The organism is Nostoc sp. ATCC 53789 (genome assembly GCF_009873495.1).
In the GTDB taxonomy this organism is placed as follows: Bacteria; Cyanobacteriota; Cyanobacteriia; order Cyanobacteriales; family Nostocaceae; genus Nostoc; species Nostoc muscorum_A.
This window is the reverse complement of sequence record NZ_CP046703.1, coordinates 5,555,555-5,574,061: the sequence shown is the minus strand read 5'-3', so window position 1 is coordinate 5,574,061 and position 18,507 is coordinate 5,555,555. Positions and strand designations below refer to the sequence as shown.

12 protein-coding genes and 1 pseudogene are annotated in these 18,507 nt (G+C 40.1%); 3 read left to right on the top strand and 10 right to left on the bottom strand.

The annotated features are described in order from the left end of the window. Window positions 1-720 precede the first annotated feature (720 nt). Entirely contained in the window at window positions 721-4,641 is a 3,921-nt protein-coding gene (locus tag GJB62_RS23105) for a PA14 domain-containing protein (protein ID WP_114081620.1), read from the top strand. Between the two features lie 313 nt (window positions 4,642-4,954). On the opposite strand, the gene GJB62_RS23100 is transcribed toward GJB62_RS23105, so the two are convergent. The 4 genes from GJB62_RS23100 to GJB62_RS23085 form a co-directional block, all read right to left on the bottom strand. Beyond that, window positions 4,955-6,505, bottom strand: a complete 1,551-nt coding sequence (locus tag GJB62_RS23100) for a mercuric reductase (RefSeq protein WP_114081621.1) — start codon at window positions 6,503-6,505, stop codon at window positions 4,955-4,957. Between the two features lie 353 nt (window positions 6,506-6,858). Further along, window positions 6,859-7,632 carry a TVP38/TMEM64 family protein gene (locus GJB62_RS23095; protein WP_114081622.1) on the bottom strand — a complete coding sequence of 258 codons (774 nt, stop codon included), beginning with the start codon at window positions 7,630-7,632 and terminating at the stop codon, window positions 6,859-6,861. Next, window positions 7,601-8,359 carry a TVP38/TMEM64 family protein gene (locus GJB62_RS23090; RefSeq protein WP_114081623.1) on the bottom strand — a complete coding sequence of 253 codons (759 nt, stop codon included), beginning with the start codon at window positions 8,357-8,359 and terminating at the stop codon, window positions 7,601-7,603. The genes GJB62_RS23095 and GJB62_RS23090 overlap by 32 nt, the downstream gene beginning before the upstream one ends. 90 nt (window positions 8,360-8,449) lie before the next feature. Further along, window positions 8,450-9,160, bottom strand: coding sequence for a TIGR04283 family arsenosugar biosynthesis glycosyltransferase (locus tag GJB62_RS23085; RefSeq protein WP_114081624.1), 711 nt, complete (start codon window positions 9,158-9,160; stop codon window positions 8,450-8,452). Window positions 9,161-9,164: 4 nt separating this feature from the next. Between GJB62_RS23085 and GJB62_RS37575 the strand changes: the two are divergent. Together GJB62_RS37575 and GJB62_RS23080 are read left to right on the top strand one after the other, a co-directional pair. Continuing rightward, window positions 9,165-9,300 (top strand): annotated as a pseudogene (locus GJB62_RS37575) (IS1 family transposase); the annotation flags it as partial. 81 nt (window positions 9,301-9,381) lie between these two features. Then, window positions 9,382-9,561: a hypothetical protein gene (locus GJB62_RS23080; RefSeq protein WP_114081625.1), complete on the top strand. Its 180-nt coding sequence runs from the start codon at window positions 9,382-9,384 to the stop codon at window positions 9,559-9,561. Between the two features lie 218 nt (window positions 9,562-9,779). Here the strand turns inward: GJB62_RS23080 and GJB62_RS23075 are convergent, their stop codons facing one another. The 6 genes from GJB62_RS23075 to GJB62_RS23050 all read right to left on the bottom strand — a co-directional run bounded on the left by GJB62_RS23075 (window position 9,780) and on the right by GJB62_RS23050 (window position 18,487). Next, window positions 9,780-11,648: a carbohydrate-binding protein gene (locus tag GJB62_RS23075; RefSeq protein WP_114081626.1), complete on the bottom strand. Its 1,869-nt coding sequence runs from the start codon at window positions 11,646-11,648 to the stop codon at window positions 9,780-9,782. Window positions 11,649-12,114: 466 nt separating this feature from the next. Next, the gene (locus tag GJB62_RS23070) at window positions 12,115-12,654 is read right to left on the bottom strand and encodes a WcaF family extracellular polysaccharide biosynthesis acetyltransferase (RefSeq protein WP_114081627.1); all 540 of its coding nucleotides are present in this window, start codon (window positions 12,652-12,654) and stop codon (window positions 12,115-12,117) included. A gap of 267 nt (window positions 12,655-12,921) precedes the next feature. Further along, entirely contained in the window at window positions 12,922-13,689 is a 768-nt protein-coding gene (locus tag GJB62_RS23065) for a glycosyltransferase family 2 protein (protein ID WP_114081628.1), read from the bottom strand. 248 nt (window positions 13,690-13,937) lie between these two features. Then, window positions 13,938-15,131 carry a glycosyltransferase gene (locus tag GJB62_RS23060; RefSeq protein ID WP_114081629.1) on the bottom strand — a complete coding sequence of 398 codons (1,194 nt, stop codon included), beginning with the start codon at window positions 15,129-15,131 and terminating at the stop codon, window positions 13,938-13,940. A gap of 85 nt (window positions 15,132-15,216) precedes the next feature. Continuing rightward, window positions 15,217-17,016 carry an asparagine synthase (glutamine-hydrolyzing) gene (gene asnB / locus GJB62_RS23055; protein WP_114081630.1) on the bottom strand — a complete coding sequence of 600 codons (1,800 nt, stop codon included), beginning with the start codon at window positions 17,014-17,016 and terminating at the stop codon, window positions 15,217-15,219. Between the two features lie 313 nt (window positions 17,017-17,329). Next, entirely contained in the window at window positions 17,330-18,487 is a 1,158-nt protein-coding gene (locus GJB62_RS23050) for a glycosyltransferase (RefSeq protein WP_114081631.1), read from the bottom strand. Between the last annotated feature and the right edge of the window lie 20 nt (window positions 18,488-18,507).

The following is an 18,507-nucleotide window of genomic DNA, read 5'->3' as shown; positions in this document are numbered from 1 at the left end:
ACTACTTAAGCATTTATCTGACATCTTGGGTTTTGCTTTGTTTCAACTTTATGTAACTGCTTATCAGTTAGATTAAAAGCTCTCAAGAGAGGTTACTTATAATTTTTAATTAAATTCGCCAAAGTGAATTTAATCAAAAATCATAAGCTTGTCAAAAAAAATAACCATTTATAAGGACTATAGGACTCATATTTGATTTCTGAACAAAACTCAGTACACCTTTATTCCTTCTTCCCAGTCCCCAGTCCCTTACCTCTACGAGTGATTCAGAAATCAAAGACGCTCGATAGCGCAGCGTTAGCGACGCAGGAGCGTCTGACTCGCTACCGCTTCACTATAGAATTGCTATATTGCACCCTTTTGCTAATTAATATCTGGTATTTCTTGTAGCACCAATTCTTCTATATAATCTATCTTTAAAGAATATATAGAAAGGTACATCAGGTCATAGCCGTTCATTTTGAGGTTGACACAAATAGGCAGCCCATTAGAAAGGGATATGAGCGAAAAAGCATATATAAAAAATATAGTTTCTATCAGCGATTAAGAGAAAATATTATATGCAACAAATATATTCATAAGAGAAATTACTGTTATCTTATTAATATGTTTACACCTAGTATAGTTACGCCTTTTTTGTTGGAAATACCCATTATAAAACTAGTTCCACAACATTAATTATGGAATTAGTTCTAGCATTATTGTGAGGCATATATTTCAATGAATGAATTACAGAATCAAAATTCTAACCCAACAGTAATTGATAATAAATCTCTACAAACTCTTGATAAGACGCTGCTGCCAAGTATTTCTTCTCAAGCTAGTGCCAGTCTGCTTTCTCAGGGAGATGGACTCAAAGCAGAGTACTACGACAACATCGACTTCACCAACCTGAAGAAAACCCGCATAGATTCGACGGTGAACTTTGACTGGGGTCTTAGTTCTCCAGATTCGTCTATTGCTCCAGATACCTTCTCAGCACGTTGGACAGGTCAGGTAGAAGCCAAGTACAGCGAGACTTACAACTTCTATACCACTAGCGATGATGGTGTGCGGCTGTGGGTAAATGGTCAGCAAATCATTAATAAGTTTGTCAATCAATCACCGACAGAAAACACTGGCTCAATCGCTCTGGTTGCAGGTCAGAAGTACGATATTAAGCTTGAATACTTCGAAAATACTGTCACTGCCGTTTCCAAATTGGCTTGGTCAAGTGCTACTCAGACCAAAGAAATCATTCCTCAGTCACAACTTTATAGTCAGAGCAACGTACCTGTTATTGGTAATGGCAACGGACTTAAAGCAGAGTACTACGACAACATCGACTTTACCAACCTGAAGCAAACCCGTACAGATGCGACAGTGAACTTTGACTGGGGTCTTAGTTCTCCAGATTCGTCTATTGCTCCAGATACCTTCTCAGCACGTTGGACAGGTCAGGTAGAAGCCAAGTACAGCGAGACTTACAACTTCTATACCACTAGCGATGATGGTGTGCGGCTGTGGGTAAATGGTCAGCAAATCATTAATAAGTTTGTCAATCAATCACCTACAGAAAACACTGGCTCGATCGCACTAGTTGCAGGTCAGAAATACGATATTAAGCTTGAATACTTCGAAAATACCGTCACTGCCGTTTCTAAACTGGCTTGGTCGAGTGCTTCTCAAACCAAAGAAATCATTCCTCAGTCCCAACTTTATAGCCAGAGCAACGTACCTCCTAGTGGTAATGGCAACGGACTCACAGCAGAGTACTACGACAACATCGACTTAACCAACCTCAAGAAGACCCGCATAGATGCGACGGTGAACTTTGACTGGGGTCTTAGTTCTCCAGATCCGACCATTGCTCCAGATACCTTCTCAGCACGTTGGACAGGTCAGGTACAAGCTAAGTACAGTGAGACTTACAACTTCTACACCAGTAGCGATGATGGTGTGCGGCTGTGGGTCAATGGTCAAGAAATTATTAATAAGTTTGTCGATCAATCACCTACAGAAAACACTGGCTCGATCGCACTAATTGCAGGTCAAAAGTACGATATTAAACTTGAATACTACGAAAATACAGTCACTGCCGTTTCTAAACTGGCTTGGTCAAGTGCTTCTCAAACCAAAGAAATCATTCCTCAGTCCCAACTTTATAGTCAAAGTGCTAATGGCAACGGCAACGGACTCAAAGCTGAGTACTACGACAACATCGACTTTACCAACCTGAAGCAAACCCGTACAGATACGACAGTGAACTTTGACTGGGGTTTTGGTTCTCCAGAATCGTTCATTGCACCAGATACCTTCTCAGCACGTTGGACAGGTCAAGTGCAAGCCAAGTACAGCGAGACTTACAACTTCTATACCACTAGCGATGATGGTGTGCGACTCTGGGTGAATGGTCAGCAAATCATCAATCAGTTTGTCAATCAATCTGCCACTGAATTTAGCGGCTCGATCGCACTAGTTGCAGGTCAGAAGTATGATATTAAGCTTGAATACTTCGAAAATACCGTCAATGCCGTTTCCAAGTTGGCTTGGTCGAGTGCTTCTCAGACCAAAGAAATCATTCCTCAATCACAACTGTATTCACCAGTTCTTCAGACCACAATCACATTAGGATCATCTTCCACAACTCTAAACGAAGGCGCTGTTAATGCTACCATAACTTTGCTCAGGAGTGGTGATTTAAGCAGCACATCTTCAATCAAGTATGCAACCATAGCTGGTACTGCCACAGCAGGAGTTGACTACGGAAGTGATGGTACCGAAAGCGCTGGAACAATTATTTTTGCGCCGGGTGAAAGCAGCAGACAAGTATCAATTCCGATCAATGACGATTCATTAATAGAAGTAGATGAAACCTTTAGTTTTGTTATCGATCAGCCAGGGGGAGCAACACTAGGGCTCCAAAGAACTCTTGGAATTACGATTCAAGATAACGATCGCTCTGGCATCGATTTTAGTGCGCCAGTAATTAATGAGGGTGCTGGTACAGCTACAGTGACAGCTACACGGGGTAACACTGTCGGGGCTGCTAGTGTCAACTACACAACTGTGGATGGAACTGCTAAAGCTGGATCTGACTACCAAAGTAAATCTGGAACCTTGAGTTTTATCGCAGGACAAAGCCAGCAAAACATTATTATCCCCATTATTAATGACAACGTTGAGGAATCAAATGAAACATTTACTCTCAACTTTAGTAATGCAGTTGGAGTCCAACTAACTAATCAACAAACAACTATCACGATTCTTGATAATGACTCTACTAAGTTTGCTTTAGATACAGTAGCTTCTGGTTTGAATCAACCCGCAGCTTTTGACTGGACAGCTGACCAAAAGCAGATGTTCATTGCTCAGAAAAATGGGGTAGTGCGAGTCTTAGACAACGGCAAATTATTAGCAACACCATTTATCGATATTTCTGGACAGGTAAATGACACGCGCGATCGCGGTCTTTTAGGCATTGCTGTACATCCAGATTTTGGCAAAAGTCCAACTGGCAATAACTATGTTTACCTATTGTATACTTACGATCCACCAGAAACTAATCCAAACAACCCAAAGAACAATCCCAATAGCACATTGGACAATCCCGATCAGAATGGGAATCGGACTGCACAGCTAATTCGGGTAACAGCTGACCCGAAAACAAATTACACTACTGCCATTGCCGGCAGCCAATTTGTGCTACTGGGTACTAATGCCACTTGGGATAATATTAGCCGTCCAGATGGAAATAGCACAAATGTCTCACTTGGCTACGCACCATCAGGAATTATTAACAAAGATACTGGTAAGCCGTTTACTAGCTTGCAGGATTATCTCAATAATCTTGATAAAGTCCAAAATGTCCAGAATTTTATAGCCAACGATAGTGAATCTCACTCAGTTGGTGCTGTGCGCTTTGGCACCGATGGTTCTCTGTTTGTGAGCTTAGGAGACGGGACTTCCTACAACGGGATAGATCCGCGAGCAATTCGCGTTCAGGATATCGATAATCTGTCCGGCAAGATCCTGCATATTGATGCGATTACTGGTCAAGGTCTATCAAGTAATCCTTTCTACAACGGCGATCCCAATAGCAATCGTTCCAAGGTTTATAACTTAGGTTTACGTAACCCCTTCCGTTTCACAATTGATAAGAAGACCAATACCCCTGTTATTGGTGATGTTGGCTTTGATACTTACGAAGAGGTCAATGTCGGAAAACCAGGAGCTAACTTTGGCTGGCCGTTCTATGAAGGAGGTCTTGATGCAAAAGGCAACATTGTCAGCCTGCAACAACCAAAATATGCAACCCTAAATGCAGCAAAAGACTTTTATAGTAGTGGCAAAACTGTTACAGCACCAGTTTATACTTACAAGCATTTTAGTTCCAATTCGATTACTATGGGTGACTTTTACACAGGCAATACTTTCCCCTCAATCTATCAAGGTGCGTTATTCGTTGGTGATTTCAGTCAAGGAACTATCGATGCTTTGACATTCGATAGCCAAGGCAAACTTGTCTCTGTTAAGCGGTTTGCTTCCTCAGCAGACACGCCAAATCTAGGAGTGCCTACACAAATCACTACTGGAAAAGATGGTAATCTGTACTACGCAAACTTGACCGGGGGTGAAATTGATCGCTTCCGACCTGCTTAGAGATCAATACAGTTCAGTTAAGCATCTCTTTCTTCTCTCTGCGTTCTCTGCGCCTTGGCGGTTCGTTAAAAAAATGACTTTGGTAACAGAGTTTTAGCCTTAACTGAACCGTATTGGCTTAGAGATGACTTGAAGGAGGCAGGATAGCGCAGCGTTAGCGAGTCCGCGAGCGTCGGCAGGAGGCAGGAGGCAGAAAGAAGGAAGTAAACTTTTTATGTCTGATTTTTTGAGTCCTGTACTTCATACCTCATTTACTTGAAAACTGCTGTATCAATTATCAGTGAACAGTTATTCGACTGTTCACTGATTTTGGTCAAGATAACTTTGTCAGAAATCCCAGTAATTTTTTGGTATTTGATGTCAAGAGTGTGCGGCGGTAAGCATCAGCTGCTTTTTTAATAGCTTCGGCTTGAGTGGGATAAGGATGAATTACACTGCTTAACTTACTCAAACCGAGCTTATTCACCATTGCTGTAGTTAATTCTGAGATCATCTCACCCGCGTGACTGGCGACAATAGTTGCACCAATTATTTCATCAGACCCCTTTTTATGATGGATTTTGAGAAATCCTGATTCTTCACCATCTGCGATCGCTCGGTCTACACTACTAAAAGGTATTTTGATTGTCGTCACCTCAATACCCAATTTCTGCGCCTCGTGTTCGTACATCCCCACGTGGGCAATTTCTGGGTCAGTATAAGTTACCCACGGCATCACCAAACTACTGAGTTTCGAGCGTCCTAAGCCAAAGGGGGAGAACAGCGTATTTTTAATTACAATCCGCGCTGCGGCATCAGCAGCATGGGTAAACTTCCAGTTCATGCAGATATCGCCAGCCGCATAAATTTTGGGATTCGTCGTCTGGAGGTAATCATTTACCTTTACACCTTGGCGCTTGTCGTATTCTACACCCACAGCTTCTAAATTTAGATTTTCGACATTTGGCGATCGCCCCGCACCGACTAAAATTTCATCTACTGTCACCGAATCTCGATGACCATTGGAGGAAAAGTAAAGTCGTTTCCCCTCAGTAACAGTTACCACTTCTTCTAATTTGGAATTCAACACTACGCGAATTCCTTCCCTAATCAAAACCTTTTGCAGAACTTCAGCAGCTTCAGCGTCTTCTTTATTCAAAAGATGAGAACCGCTATGGAAAAGTACCACCTCAGAACCCAAGCGGCGGAAAGCTTGCGCCAATTCGCAACCAATGGGGCCGCCACCAATCACCGCTAAACGTTCCGGCCGTTGAATTAGGGAAAAAACCGTCTCATTCGTTAGATAACCCGCCTTTTCAATTCCCGGAATCGACAGTTGTGCGGCTCTTGCGCCAGTAGCAATTACAGCTTTTTTAAACCGCAGGGTTTTACCGCCAACTTCCACAGTATTCTTACTCGCAAATCGACCGCTACCCAAAAAGACATCGACACCCAACTTTTGAAACCGCTCCGCCGAGTCGTTAGGGCTGATATCAGACCTGATTCGCCGCATCCTTGCCATGACTTTGGGAAAATCCACATCTATATTATGTTGGGGAATATTAACTCCCAAGTTTTTAGCATCCCAGATTTCGCCAACTACACGGGCAGACCGAATAATAGTTTTAGATGGTACGCAACCAACATTTAAGCAATCTCCACCCATAAGATGCTTTTCAATTAAGGCCACTTTTAAACCCAAATCTAGACCCGCAGCCCCCGCCGCCACCACTAATCCCGCCGTACCAGCCCCAATTACTACCAAATCATAAACATCGGCAGGTTGAGGATTAACCCAATTTTGCGGATGCACGTAAGATACCAACTTTTGGTTATACTCATCCGTTGGGCGAACCGTGACTCTCTCTAAATCTGAATTGGTCATTGGCGAAACCTCTTTTAAGAATTGAAAATACTAAAGTCAACTACCTTTGGGAGGAATTGAAAATTAAGAATCCTGATAAATTTAGTTGGCTCAGTCTCTTGTTTTTTATGTTTGTTTAATAATAAATACAACCTTTGAATTGTTTTGTCCGTTTGGGAATTGACAGATACGATTAAAGTTTTCCTGTATAAACGTTTCAACAATCGATAATTTACAGCAATTTGCTGTTGAATAAACGACACTACTAGAGTAAGCTAAAAATATTTTAATTTGCATCCTCAAAAAAATGAATCTCTTGTGGGGTAGGCATCTTGCCCGCCCTGGTTGTGCAAATTAAATACGCGACAGCTTACCTACAATTCCTCTTCTAAAGCTTTACGTGCAATCCGGGTTATATAAACTGTAACGGCTACTGTCGCAATCAAACCCAAAATCCGAATTGCCCATTGTAAAGTTGGGTTAGTAGGTTGAGCTTCAGTACCAATCATGGCAAGATTACTTGCAAGGGAACCTATATAAACGTACATAATGGTTCCAGGAATCATCCCTACAGAGCCAATGAAATAATCTTTAAGTGAAACTCCCGTGATGCCAAAGGCATAATTTAATAAATTGAAAGGAAATATTGGCGAGAGTCGCGTTAGCAGGACAATTTTTAATCCTTCTCTGCCAACAGCTTGGTCAATAGCGGCAAATTTTTTGTTATCTGCAATTTTACCAGCAACCCAACCCCTTGCTAAATAACGTCCAACGAGAAAAGCAGCTGTAGCGCCAAGGGTTGCACCAATGAAGACGTACAAAGAACCCCAAACTACGCCAAATATAACGCCAGAACCCAAGGTGAGAATAGAACCAGGGAAAAAAGCAACGGTGGCGATAATGTAAAGGGCAATAAAAGCTATGGCTCCCAACGCACCCAGGCTATCAATCCACTGCAACGAATTCCGTAAAATGGTTTGAGGATTGAAATAATTTGGATTTGCAGATTCTTCTGCTAGAGCCGCGTCTGTGTTTAATGCGAAAGCACTCGCCAATATCAATAATATTAATACACCTAGGCTAAAAAGCTTCTGTAAGTTTCTGGCATCAATACTTTTAAATATCTGAATGATTGTTATTTTTGTCATGGGTTGTTATTTCTTCTAATGCCACACTTTGAGCTAATGCTTTTTGAGAAACTTTTGTGATATATACAGTCACAGCAACGGTAGCAATCAACCCAACTACTTGCATTATCCATTGCCAGACTTGAGTTTCTGGAGTAGTTGGTTGATGAGACGTGTTAATCATGGCAAGATTACCAGCTAAAGAACCAATATAAACGTACATCACAGTACCAGGAATAATGCCAAAGGAACCTAATATATAGTCTTTGAGAGAAACCTGTGTGACTCCAAAAGCATAATTTAATAAATTGAAGGGAAAAACGGGACAGAGACGAGTTAGAAAAACTATTTTCCATCCCTCTTTAGCAACTGCTAAATCAATTGCTTTAAATTTAGGATGTTTGTCCATTTGTCGAGAAACCCAATCTCGTGAAAGGTAGCGTCCAATAATAAAAGCTAAAGTTGCTCCGACTATTGCAGCAATTAGCACATATATTGACCCCCAAAATACTCCAAACAGACAACCACCTTTGAGTGTCAAGAGAGAACCCGGTATAAATAATAATGTTGCCAAGTTGTAAATGAATATATAAGCGATAGGCCCTAAAACTCCAAGACTCTCAACCCAAATGATTGATGTGTGTAAAAGTCCCTGAAAGTTTAACTGTTTAGCAGCAATTATTAAAGTGAAAATCAGGCAACTTAGGAGTAGTAGTTTGAGTTTAGAAGTTAATAAAGGTTTTTTCATTTTTATAAGTTTGACCTTCTGAGGCTCAAGTTTGAAACCTAGATTTTAAATTCACTGCTCCTAAGATATAGTACCCAGATGAGAAACAGCTTAAATTCTTTTAAATTTTTCTCGGCGATACCAACAACGAATTCGCTCAGGTGAAACGCCGAGTAAATAAGCAATAATTACTATTTGATTAAGCAGCGTAGTTTTGAATACTCCCTTTTGCAACCATCTACGGGCTGAAGTAACAACCAGTGTAGGAATAATTACAATTCGTCCAATGGGTTTTAAGCAACGTATGAGTTCAAAGTCTTCCATGATAGGCAATTCAGGAAAACCACCAATTTGCTGAAATACTTTTTTGGTTAAAAAAATTGCTTGGTCGCCGTAGGGCATTTGGCAAAAATGCGATCGCACATTTACTCCCCACTCCACCCATCGTAAACTTAAAAGTGGGGCATCAATCCGCAACTTAAATGCACCAGCTACAATCCCAGGTTGTTCTAGCGCTGTGCGAATCATGTCATCAAACCCAGTCGGTAAACGGGTATCTGCATGAAGAAATAAGAGAATATTCCCGCTAGCCGCTACAGCACCCGCGTTCATTTGCACAGCACGACCGGGAGATGATGAGATAACTTTGACATTTAAAGACTGAGCTATTTCTATGGTGTCATCTTTAGAGCCACCATCTACTATGATTACTTCTATATTTGTATTGGGTTGAGTAGTTACAATTGCTTCTTTGATATTCCCTGCTTCATTAAGAGTCGGAATAATAATAGAAATTCTAGCTGCGTCAATATTTTGACTCATAAATTGTGATTTTTATGTTACTGACGGATGGAAAGTTTACCCTCAGTTTATTGACCCTCCTAACGTCGCTACCGCTTTGCCATCGCAAAATACTATGTTATTCTAAGTCCGTAGAAATATTAAAATACTCTATTCGATGATTACTTCACTACTTGAAGTATCGTTTTATATCGGTGTTTAATTAATTCATACCGCACTCAGCAACGTCGAAAAATCTTGCGATGCCTGCGGCGGGCGGAGCCATCGCTTCGTATACAAAAGCTTTAGAATTCAAAAATGGCAAAAGTTTTTGGAGAGTGACAAAAGCGGTTGATGGTGATTGTCATGCTTCTAAAATGCAGCATTTAGGTCATTTTCAAAAATACAGTATTTACGAGATTACCTGCGGAATCTGGATTTAAATAAATCTCCGTCTGAAAAAGTCTTTATAATTAACAACTCATCATGAAAAATAGTATTTTTCACCGCCTGTGCCACACCCTGACAAATGGTCGAATGGGGCTATTGTTGCTCGGTCGAAGGCGCGGCATCGGCGGATGGAGAAACTGAAACTTTGAGTTTTCTATGGAATGCAGGGACGATCGCCCTGCATTACAGATTTAGAATTGCTCGGTTTCTTTTAATTAGGCGCTCTTACCCCATTTTGTCCCAATGCAGAATAGTCTCTGGGTGGGAAGAGGCTGGCTGCACTATTTACATCATACTTAAATCCTTCGCGAGGAACAATTTGCATGAACGTAATCCCTTGAGCGGGAGCGGGTGATATTCTTGCGTTTCTCCCATAAGCATCTGTATAGATTACTGAATTTGCAGAATTGCTAAATGCAAGACCAGAAAAGTGAGTTTCTCTCTGAGTTGTTCCTCGGAAGGGCGATCGCGGGTCGTCCCACTCGACTTTGCTACCAGCAGCTAATGTTTCCTCGCAAATTAGAGTTGTAGAAAGAGGATGTGCTGGGTCATAGCAGCTATTCACAGTCCTATTGATCTTCGTTGTGGTAGACGGATCATAAAAACGGGAAGGATTTGCGACCTTAAAGTAAAAACTTTTTCCAGCAAAGCCAGTAAGCCAAGATTCAGTATTTCTTGAATTTACATCTGCCGTTTTTTGATCAACTGTCCCACGCTGGTAACAACCAGCAGTAGGAATGGCGCGATGGGCATCACCATAGGGTTGATTCGTAGGGGAGGGAGTAATGCCAGGATTTACCGATGATAAGTCACACAAAGAAGTTTCAGGTTCTTTAAATTCTCCGGCAGCACCAAATAAAGCAAAATGCTTTAAATTGAAGGATTCAAGCCCATCACATTTACCAGATGCAAACATTTCATGGGCTGTATTTACTAGCGCATCCGGCGAATGTGTACCCATGTGCAGTTTTAAGCTCACATCACAGGATTTAATTAAACTGGTGTTGTTGGCATTGAACATCTGCCAATTGTTGGCAACAAGAACCTTATGACCAAAGTGATCTTCATTTCTATGAAGAGATGGATTAGATGGATTATTAGTTGCTAGTTGCTCATTTACATAGCCAAAAGCTGGCATCCCTGCAATATTAAATACCTCTGAACTGAGCGGATCGTCGCCATGCTCGTGACCGTAGGTACAATACGTATTTGTTTCAGGGTTGAAATCTACAGGCGGATGCCATGTGGGGTAGACTTTGCCATCCTCGGCCTTGGTAAAATAAGTATCATGCATCCACTTGGGGCATTCCCATGTTTTGCCAGGAGACCACAGCCCATAGGATTTGGCCAGAATCTGAGAACTGTCTGGCAGTTGGTTTTGTGTTCGTATCGATCTGCCAGAAATAGGAATAACAGGCGAACCTTGGTTTACATTATTGGATTGGATTTTTTGTATCTCGTCAATTTTTTGCTCTGTATCCTTTGCCCAGAAGGCAAACCAATTAAAGCGCATAGAACGGTTAGAGCCTGGAAACCTAATGACAAGGTTTTGTTTTTCTTTTGCAAGGCTCTTATTCAAAGGACACGGAACTGTACGATAGTTTGACAGAGAACCAGTGCTGTTGATGGTACAGCTCCCCACCACAGTGCCGCTAACTGAACCTAAGCGCACTTCAACGCTGTTTGTCCCAGAAGGTAAAGCGATACGTAGCATCAATGCCTCTACACCACTACCTAAGTCAAGGTTGTTGTATATTGCATAGTTACCATTGGCGGTGTTGGTTAGTTCTTGGGTTTGCTCTGTATACACAATATCAAAAGGATCTTCGCTACGCTCCCAATAGTCTCCCCAGGCTGTGTTTAGTCCAGAACGAAACGATGAGTTGAGAGCATCTACACGCTTAAATACAGGCCAAGGTGCCGATGCGCTCGACGGAATAGTCAATGTGCTGGTAGCCGCTACAACCTTCAGTGGCTCCAAAACCGGAATATTTAATACATGACTAATGCCGGATAAACTCAGTAGTAACAGTAACGTAATAGCAGTGTGCAGAAAAAATCTGCTTAATTTAGGGTTCACATCATTTATCCTCTGAAATTAAACGGCGTTGCTGAATCAAAATATAAACAAACTAGCCGCAGTCAACAGGCTGCTAGTTACTACATCTACTAATGACTCTTGAAATATGTCAGAGCTAATAGATTAGAGATTGAACTAACAACTTCAGTATTTATTCGGGTGGAAAAATTTTGAAAATGTCGTTTTTTCAAAATGTGATGACTATCACTTTTCCATTAATTTAGGCTAGGCATCCTTCTTTCGTTACTACGCAGAGAGTATATCAGGGATCAAACCGTTCGAGAACCATATATAATTAATTTTGTAATTTTGTCTGATTATTTATAAGCTTAGATTCTGACCTATTTACAACGAAAAATGTCTTAAAGTACCATTGTCAGTTTAAATTTACGTTAAGAGTGCAATCTGCGATCGCCTGCTTGAAGCTTTTTGCACAGAGGCTTTGCCTGTTTTCAGATATGTTTTATTAAAGCTTTCGTTGCTTGATGGGTTGAGCCGGATTACCTGCATAAATGGTCATCGACTGTAGTGATTTTCCAGCAACGCCACCTAATGTTAGTACTGCTCCTCGACCAACAGTGACTCCTGGCCCAATTACAGACTTGGCAGCAATCCAACTACTCTCTTGAATATTGATTGGGGCAACAATTAATTTAAAATCGGGATGATTCCAGTCATGATTTCCGGTGCAGAGATAGACCATTTGAGATAGGCAAACATGGCTTTCAATGGTGACATAAGCGAGGTTATCTATCCATACATTTTCCCCAATCCAAACAAAATCACCAATGTCTAACCGCCAGGGAAATTTTACCCGCACTCCAGGTTTAATACGGACACCTTGACCGACTTTAGCCCCAAAACTGCGGAGTACCCAAATCTTAAAAACTGAAAATGGTAGCCAATAACTTTCAACTAAGGGCGATCCAATAAAATACCAAAGAAGTTGCTTCCAGTATGGTGCTCCTGGAGTGTAGTCGTTAACAGTATATTGATTTAGGCGCATACGGTGGTTAAATTTATCGAAATAGCATTCAGGAGCCAGAATTCAACATGAATTCTATACGACTGGCGGACTTTGACTTCGGTGTGACACTTCAACAAGGCTCAGTCGAACGCTGAATATATGGTTTTAAGACCCCACCAAATCGTAGATTTAGTGGTAAACCTTTGTAGCTGTAGGTCTGAATCTCATATTGATGGTTACTGAGTGTATCAAAGTATTGTAAATATTTATAATATTTAAAATAAATTCTTAATAACTACTGACTAATTAAGTTTTAAATTTCTCAGCTTCTATAAGTCGAATGCTCAAGAGTATTTCTGCCAGAACACGCTGAAAAGCATAGTACCAACCATGCCAACCATCTAGAATACCGCCTTTGATAATCAAGCAATAAAATAAAATTATAAAAGGTGCAATAATTTTTTGTTTGCGGATGCGATCGCCTAAACTAAGTTCACTAGTAGGAGTCTCTAGTAATTTTTTTACTTCCAATACCATATAACGCTCCTGTGCCCATAACCAACGCTTTAGGGGTTTGCGATCATCGTGGTGAATATAGGCAGAAAGTGTTGCAGAGTTACCAAACATCTGCAAAAGTTGTGTGTGTCCATCATCGATGTACTTAGCCTTGCTTTTACGAAAAAGTACTTGACGAGGTGGAAGTATACAATTACGCATTGGTTTACCAAACACACAATACTGGAATCTGGCAAAATAGCCATCAATCTTTCCATCAATCGGTAGAGCAGCAATTTCAGAAATTAACTCATTAGTTACTATATAGTCTGCATCTAGAGAAAGCACCCACGGCGACTGAACTTGCTCTAAACCATAATTCCATTGCCTAGCATGAGTCTCAAATTCCTGTTGGAATACATGAACTTGTGGGTAGGAGTTAAGAATTTCTAGAGTTTTATCACTACTATAGCTATCAATAACTATAATTTTCTCTGCCCAAGTGAGTTGCTGGAGTGTGCGTTCAATATTTGGGTCTTCATTATACGTGAGAATAAGAGGAGTAATCAGCTTTAGCATATCAAAAATAAATCTCTCAGAATCAGATCAATTACCGAGTAAAGTACTAGAACAAAGCATAGACTTCCAAAGAAAGGGAAATCTACCTGCAAACTTAAATTTAATGTTTGTAATTATATTCCAATATCATCTCCATCAGAGGTTTTATGAGATCAAGATAATGATGTGATTGATTGGAAGATTGATATTCCTATTGGTTAGTAATCTTTGAATTTATATGTTTAATCACCTATTATTTATCATTTATGTTAACGGGTAGTAGAAACAGTCTGACTTTCAATGATCTCAGTATAAACTGAGATTTGTTTTGATGCGATACGATCCCAAGTATAATTTTCTAATATAAATTTACGGGCGCGATCGCCTCGCTTTTGTGCTTCTTCGGGACAATCCAAAACCTGCTGTATAGCAGCCGCGATCGCAGTTACCTGTAGTTCTGTAACATAGCCCAGATGTTGCTGTACAACCAGATCAGCTAAAGCGATGCCAGGAGTAAGTAAGACTGGAAGCCCGACAGCTAAAGCTTCTAAAGCTGCTACTCCAAAGTTTTCAGAGTAGGAAGTAAGAGCAAATAAGTCTGAGCCTTGCATTATTAAATCTTTGATTTCTCCCTTAACAAATCCTGCAATATGGGTGCGGTTTTTAATGCCATTGGATACGAGAAGTGATTTAATTTCACTTTCATATTCTTGTGAACCACTACCTGCTAACACAAATGTAAAGCGATAATCAGATAATTTTCCTAAAGCTGGAATCAAGTATTCTAAACCTTTTTTGTGATGCAGGCGAGATAAAAATAAAATAATTGGTTCATCGTTTGGTAAGTTTAAGTATTGCCGCAAATGCTGACGCGCGTTAGGGTTGATATTAGGAATATCAACACCGTGCGGTAAAATAAAACTTGGGGAACTTAGATTTAACTGCGAAGCTTCTTGTTGTTCTTGTTTTGAGGTAAAATGTATGGATTTACTATAATTGAGATTGGCTTTTTCTATGAGTTGGAGATAAATTTGCTTTTTGCGAGAGCTTTGTTGTAAAGACCATTCACATAGCTGTCCTAAAGGGCGAACGATGTAAGGAACTCCTTGGAAACGAGCGATCGCCATTGCTACTGTAGAAGGATAGGAAAAAATAGCGTGGACGTGTAGTAAGTCATACTTAGAAACATTTTGCCACAACCATATAGTTAGCTCTCTAGAAAAGGCAAATTCTCTAATGGAGCCAACTTTAGGAGAAAAGCGCTTAAAGAAATTTACTGGCACTTGGTTGTACTCAATACGCCTACCAAGGGGTACATCAAGCAAATCATTACCATTATCATTAGTAGTAACAATTTCTGCTTCAATATTTTCATCTCTTAATGCTTTAACTACCTCTATTACTGCTTGACTTGGGCCACCTCTTACTGATGCTATTGAAGGAATAATATGAAGAATTTTCATTTTTATTCAAAATTGTGAGGTTTTTAACTATTAATCTAACTTTTTTTGGCAGTCCTCACAAGTTACCTTTAAAATTGAAGAATTTTTAGGCATAAGTTCGCTCTAGCCAATGTTGTAACATCATCAAACTCCAGTGCCGATACCAATGAGTAAGAGAAATATTATCGGGAACCTTTACATTATTAAAATGATTTTGTAAATCCCCAGAAATCCACTTGTCAACGGGAACATAAAATCCTTTTTTAGGACGGTTAACAACCCATTCTGGTAATTCAGGAACTGATTGAATTAATAGTTTTTTGCCAATTGCTAAACGCATATTACTAGGAATAGAAGCTACTGCCTCAAATAGATTACGATCAACTAGGGGAACCCGTAATTCTAATCCCCAGTTCATGCTCATTACATCACTATCCCTTAATAGTTGATTACGCATATAGCAGGTTATTTCTAACAAACTTACTTCATCTTCTATTGTCAAATCTGCTTTATGAGTATCGGCTGATGGAAAGATATAAGTAGTTAAAGGTTGATGAGGAATATACTGCTGCATAATTGCACATGCTTCTTGGTGAGAGAAAATTCCTCTGAAAGTAGAATAGGCAGATGCAGAACTTGGAGGCTGTTCCAAAAAATCACCCAGGCGTTTTAGTTTTGGTGATTTTCCCCAACGCGATAATCCTTTACCTATATTCTTTCCTAGAACAGGAATTGTTTGCAATGTTTTACCCCATGCTAGCATCTGAGGAATTTTTTCAAATGATTTATATCCACCAAAAATTTCGTCTCCACCTAGCCCAGATAGGACTACTTTCATGCCGTCTTCGTGGGCAATCTGTGATACAAAAAAAGTATTAAATCCATCAATACTGGGCTGATCAATAGCTTGTAGGAATTCAGGAAAGAACTGTTTGGCAATAGAGGCCGTAACTTTATATTCTGTGTGTTTTGCTCCAAATAAATTGGCAACTTTTTTTGCAACTTCGCCTTCATTCCATTGGGTTTCTTCAAAAGCTATAGAGTATGTAGATATCTGTTTATTCTGCACCTTTGTAGCTAGAGCTAGAATAGCTGTAGAGTCAATTCCACCACTAAGAAAAATGCCAACAGGCACGTCACTTACCAAGTGATGTTCGATTGTATCAACTAAAGCATTACGAACTTTTTCTTGGGCTTCTATTGGTGAAATTGCTTGTGGAGTAAAGTTAATTTGCCAATACTGTTGTTTTGTGACACGATCGCCTTGCCAATACAACCAATGACCAGCTGCTAAACAATGAATATCTGCAATCAGGGTATATGGTTCTGGAACTGAACCATATACCAGATAGCCATATAATCCTTCTGGACTCAAGTTAAGGGCAGGTAAACGAGATGCAAGGATAGCTTTTAGCTCTGAAGCAAAGACTAAAGTAGAACCAGATGACCAATAGTATAATGGCTTGATTCCTAAAGGATCACGAGCCATAAAGCAGGTTTTTTCCCAGTCATCCCAAATAGCAAAAGCAAACATACCTCTTAAATGTTCTAAACAATTAGAACCCATTCTTTGATAGAGCTTGAGGATAACTTCTGTATCTGTTTGGGACTGGAACTGCTCTCCTTGAGAAATGAGATTTTGCCGCAGTTGTGAAAAGTTATAAATTTCACCATTGAAAGTAATCCAGTACCGACCATCAGGTGTAGACATTGGCTGATGTCCAGCAGGGCTGAGATCCAAAATTGACAGACGAGTATGAGCAAGGGCTACTCGTCGATCCTCTGATATATAAGTACCTAAATCATCTGGGCCACGGTGCTTAATAGCATTTTGCATCTTTAGCACCAAATTTTCCAGATCATGATTTATTTCTGTTTTAGTTAAAATTCCGGCAATACCACACATTTAAGACCTCTTAAGAAATACAGAAAATATAAATATGAAAATTAATAGTAGATTAGCTTAATTTAGCGGCAAAGAATCTACAATCTTTCTTGACGCTAGCTACTCTTTGTACGACAGAGGTACTTATGGATTCGCGTAACTTTCTTATAAAAGCAAGCTCTGGAAAGAAGTTTTTGAATCTTCAAACTTTTAGGAAACTTGATTGTTTTCCTTAAGTCATAACGAATGCTGTTCTTTGGAATCTCACCTTAAATTACCATCATTTACTTACTTTTATACAAAATTCATTCTATTCCACAGCAAAGACACAATATCAAGTCTGGGAAAACTGCTTTTCTAAGTAATAATTAAGGCGTTGTTGAAAGCGTTCAAAACCAAATTTATCAATTACCCGCTTTCTTAATTCTTCCGGTTGATATATTAGAGGGTTAGGATATTTACCTTGTAGTATTTGAATTATAGCTTCAGCGATCGCCTCGACATCATCAGGGTCAATCAGTGCGCCTAATTCTCCTTGACATAGAGCATCAACACTTCCATCTTTATTCCCAGCCAAAGTAGGTTTACCACACGCTAGTGCTTCTAGGTAAACAATACCAAACCCTTCACCTCTACTTGGCATAGCAAACAGATCGCAAAGATTATAATAATCTCCCAGTTCTCGGTCAGGAACATAGCCAGTTAAGGTTACACAATCTTGAAGTTGAGACTCGGCAATTAACTGTTCAACTGCTGGTCGGTCAGTTCCCTTACCGACTATAACATAGTGTACATTTGGGATAGCTTGACGAATTTGGGGTAAGACGCTAAGGATTTTATTATAGCCTTTGTATTGCTCTGATTGAGAAAGCCGAGCCACAGTAAGAATAATTGGTTGTTGTGCATTTAAGCCATATCGTTGGAGGAGATAATCTGGTTTGGGTGCAATCCTAAAGCGATTAGGAGTGAAAGTATTAGGCAGGACGACAACTCGATCTGGCTGGAGATTTTGTTCTTTGAGTAGGCGATCGCGAGTGTAATTACTAACGGCTAGAATTAAGTCAGCATTCTTGAGGGCTTTTTTAAGGGTGGGATTTTGGATGTCCCAGGCTTCGATTCCATGCGCTGCAACCCAGTAGGGAATGCCAATTAATCGTTTCAATAGGTACGCTATCACACTAAAGTTGAGATGAGTTGAAAAGATGAGTTTTGGTCGTTGCCAAAGACCAAGACCAATCATTTGCGCTGCAAGTATTGGAGTACGTAGGGATAAAGGCCAATTACCGGTTGCATGAAAACACAAATTAGTTGATTTGGATGGCACATCTGTATCATGCTTAATTAAAATATCGTAAGCACAATCGGGGTAGAGACTTTCAAATGCTTTTAAACACAAAGAAGAGTAACATTCAATTCCACCTGTTGAGTTGAATAGTCCAGGAAACCAGAGATGATAGTGTTGGTTATGTTTACTAAAGTTTTTCTTATTCACTTTTTGTTATTAACTATCAG

What these genes read in the sequence shown, in the direction of transcription:
- GJB62_RS23105 (WP_114081620.1), top strand. Translation starts at nt 721, where the DNA reads ATGAATGAATTACAGAATCAAAATTCTAACCCAACAGTAATTGATAAT.
- GJB62_RS23100 (WP_114081621.1), bottom strand. Translation starts at nt 6,505, where the DNA reads ATGACCAATTCAGATTTAGAGAGAGTCACGGTTCGCCCAACGGATGAG.
- GJB62_RS23095 (WP_114081622.1), bottom strand. Translation starts at nt 7,632, where the DNA reads ATGACAAAAATAACAATCATTCAGATATTTAAAAGTATTGATGCCAGA.
- GJB62_RS23090 (WP_114081623.1), bottom strand. Translation starts at nt 8,359, where the DNA reads ATGAAAAAACCTTTATTAACTTCTAAACTCAAACTACTACTCCTAAGT.
- GJB62_RS23085 (WP_114081624.1), bottom strand. Translation starts at nt 9,160, where the DNA reads ATGAGTCAAAATATTGACGCAGCTAGAATTTCTATTATTATTCCGACT.
- GJB62_RS23080 (WP_114081625.1), top strand. Translation starts at nt 9,382, where the DNA reads ATGCCTGCGGCGGGCGGAGCCATCGCTTCGTATACAAAAGCTTTAGAA.
- GJB62_RS23070 (WP_114081627.1), bottom strand. Translation starts at nt 12,654, where the DNA reads ATGCGCCTAAATCAATATACTGTTAACGACTACACTCCAGGAGCACCA.
- GJB62_RS23065 (WP_114081628.1), bottom strand. Translation starts at nt 13,689, where the DNA reads ATGCTAAAGCTGATTACTCCTCTTATTCTCACGTATAATGAAGACCCA.
- GJB62_RS23060 (WP_114081629.1), bottom strand. Translation starts at nt 15,131, where the DNA reads ATGAAAATTCTTCATATTATTCCTTCAATAGCATCAGTAAGAGGTGGC.
- asnB (WP_114081630.1), bottom strand. Translation starts at nt 17,016, where the DNA reads ATGTGTGGTATTGCCGGAATTTTAACTAAAACAGAAATAAATCATGAT.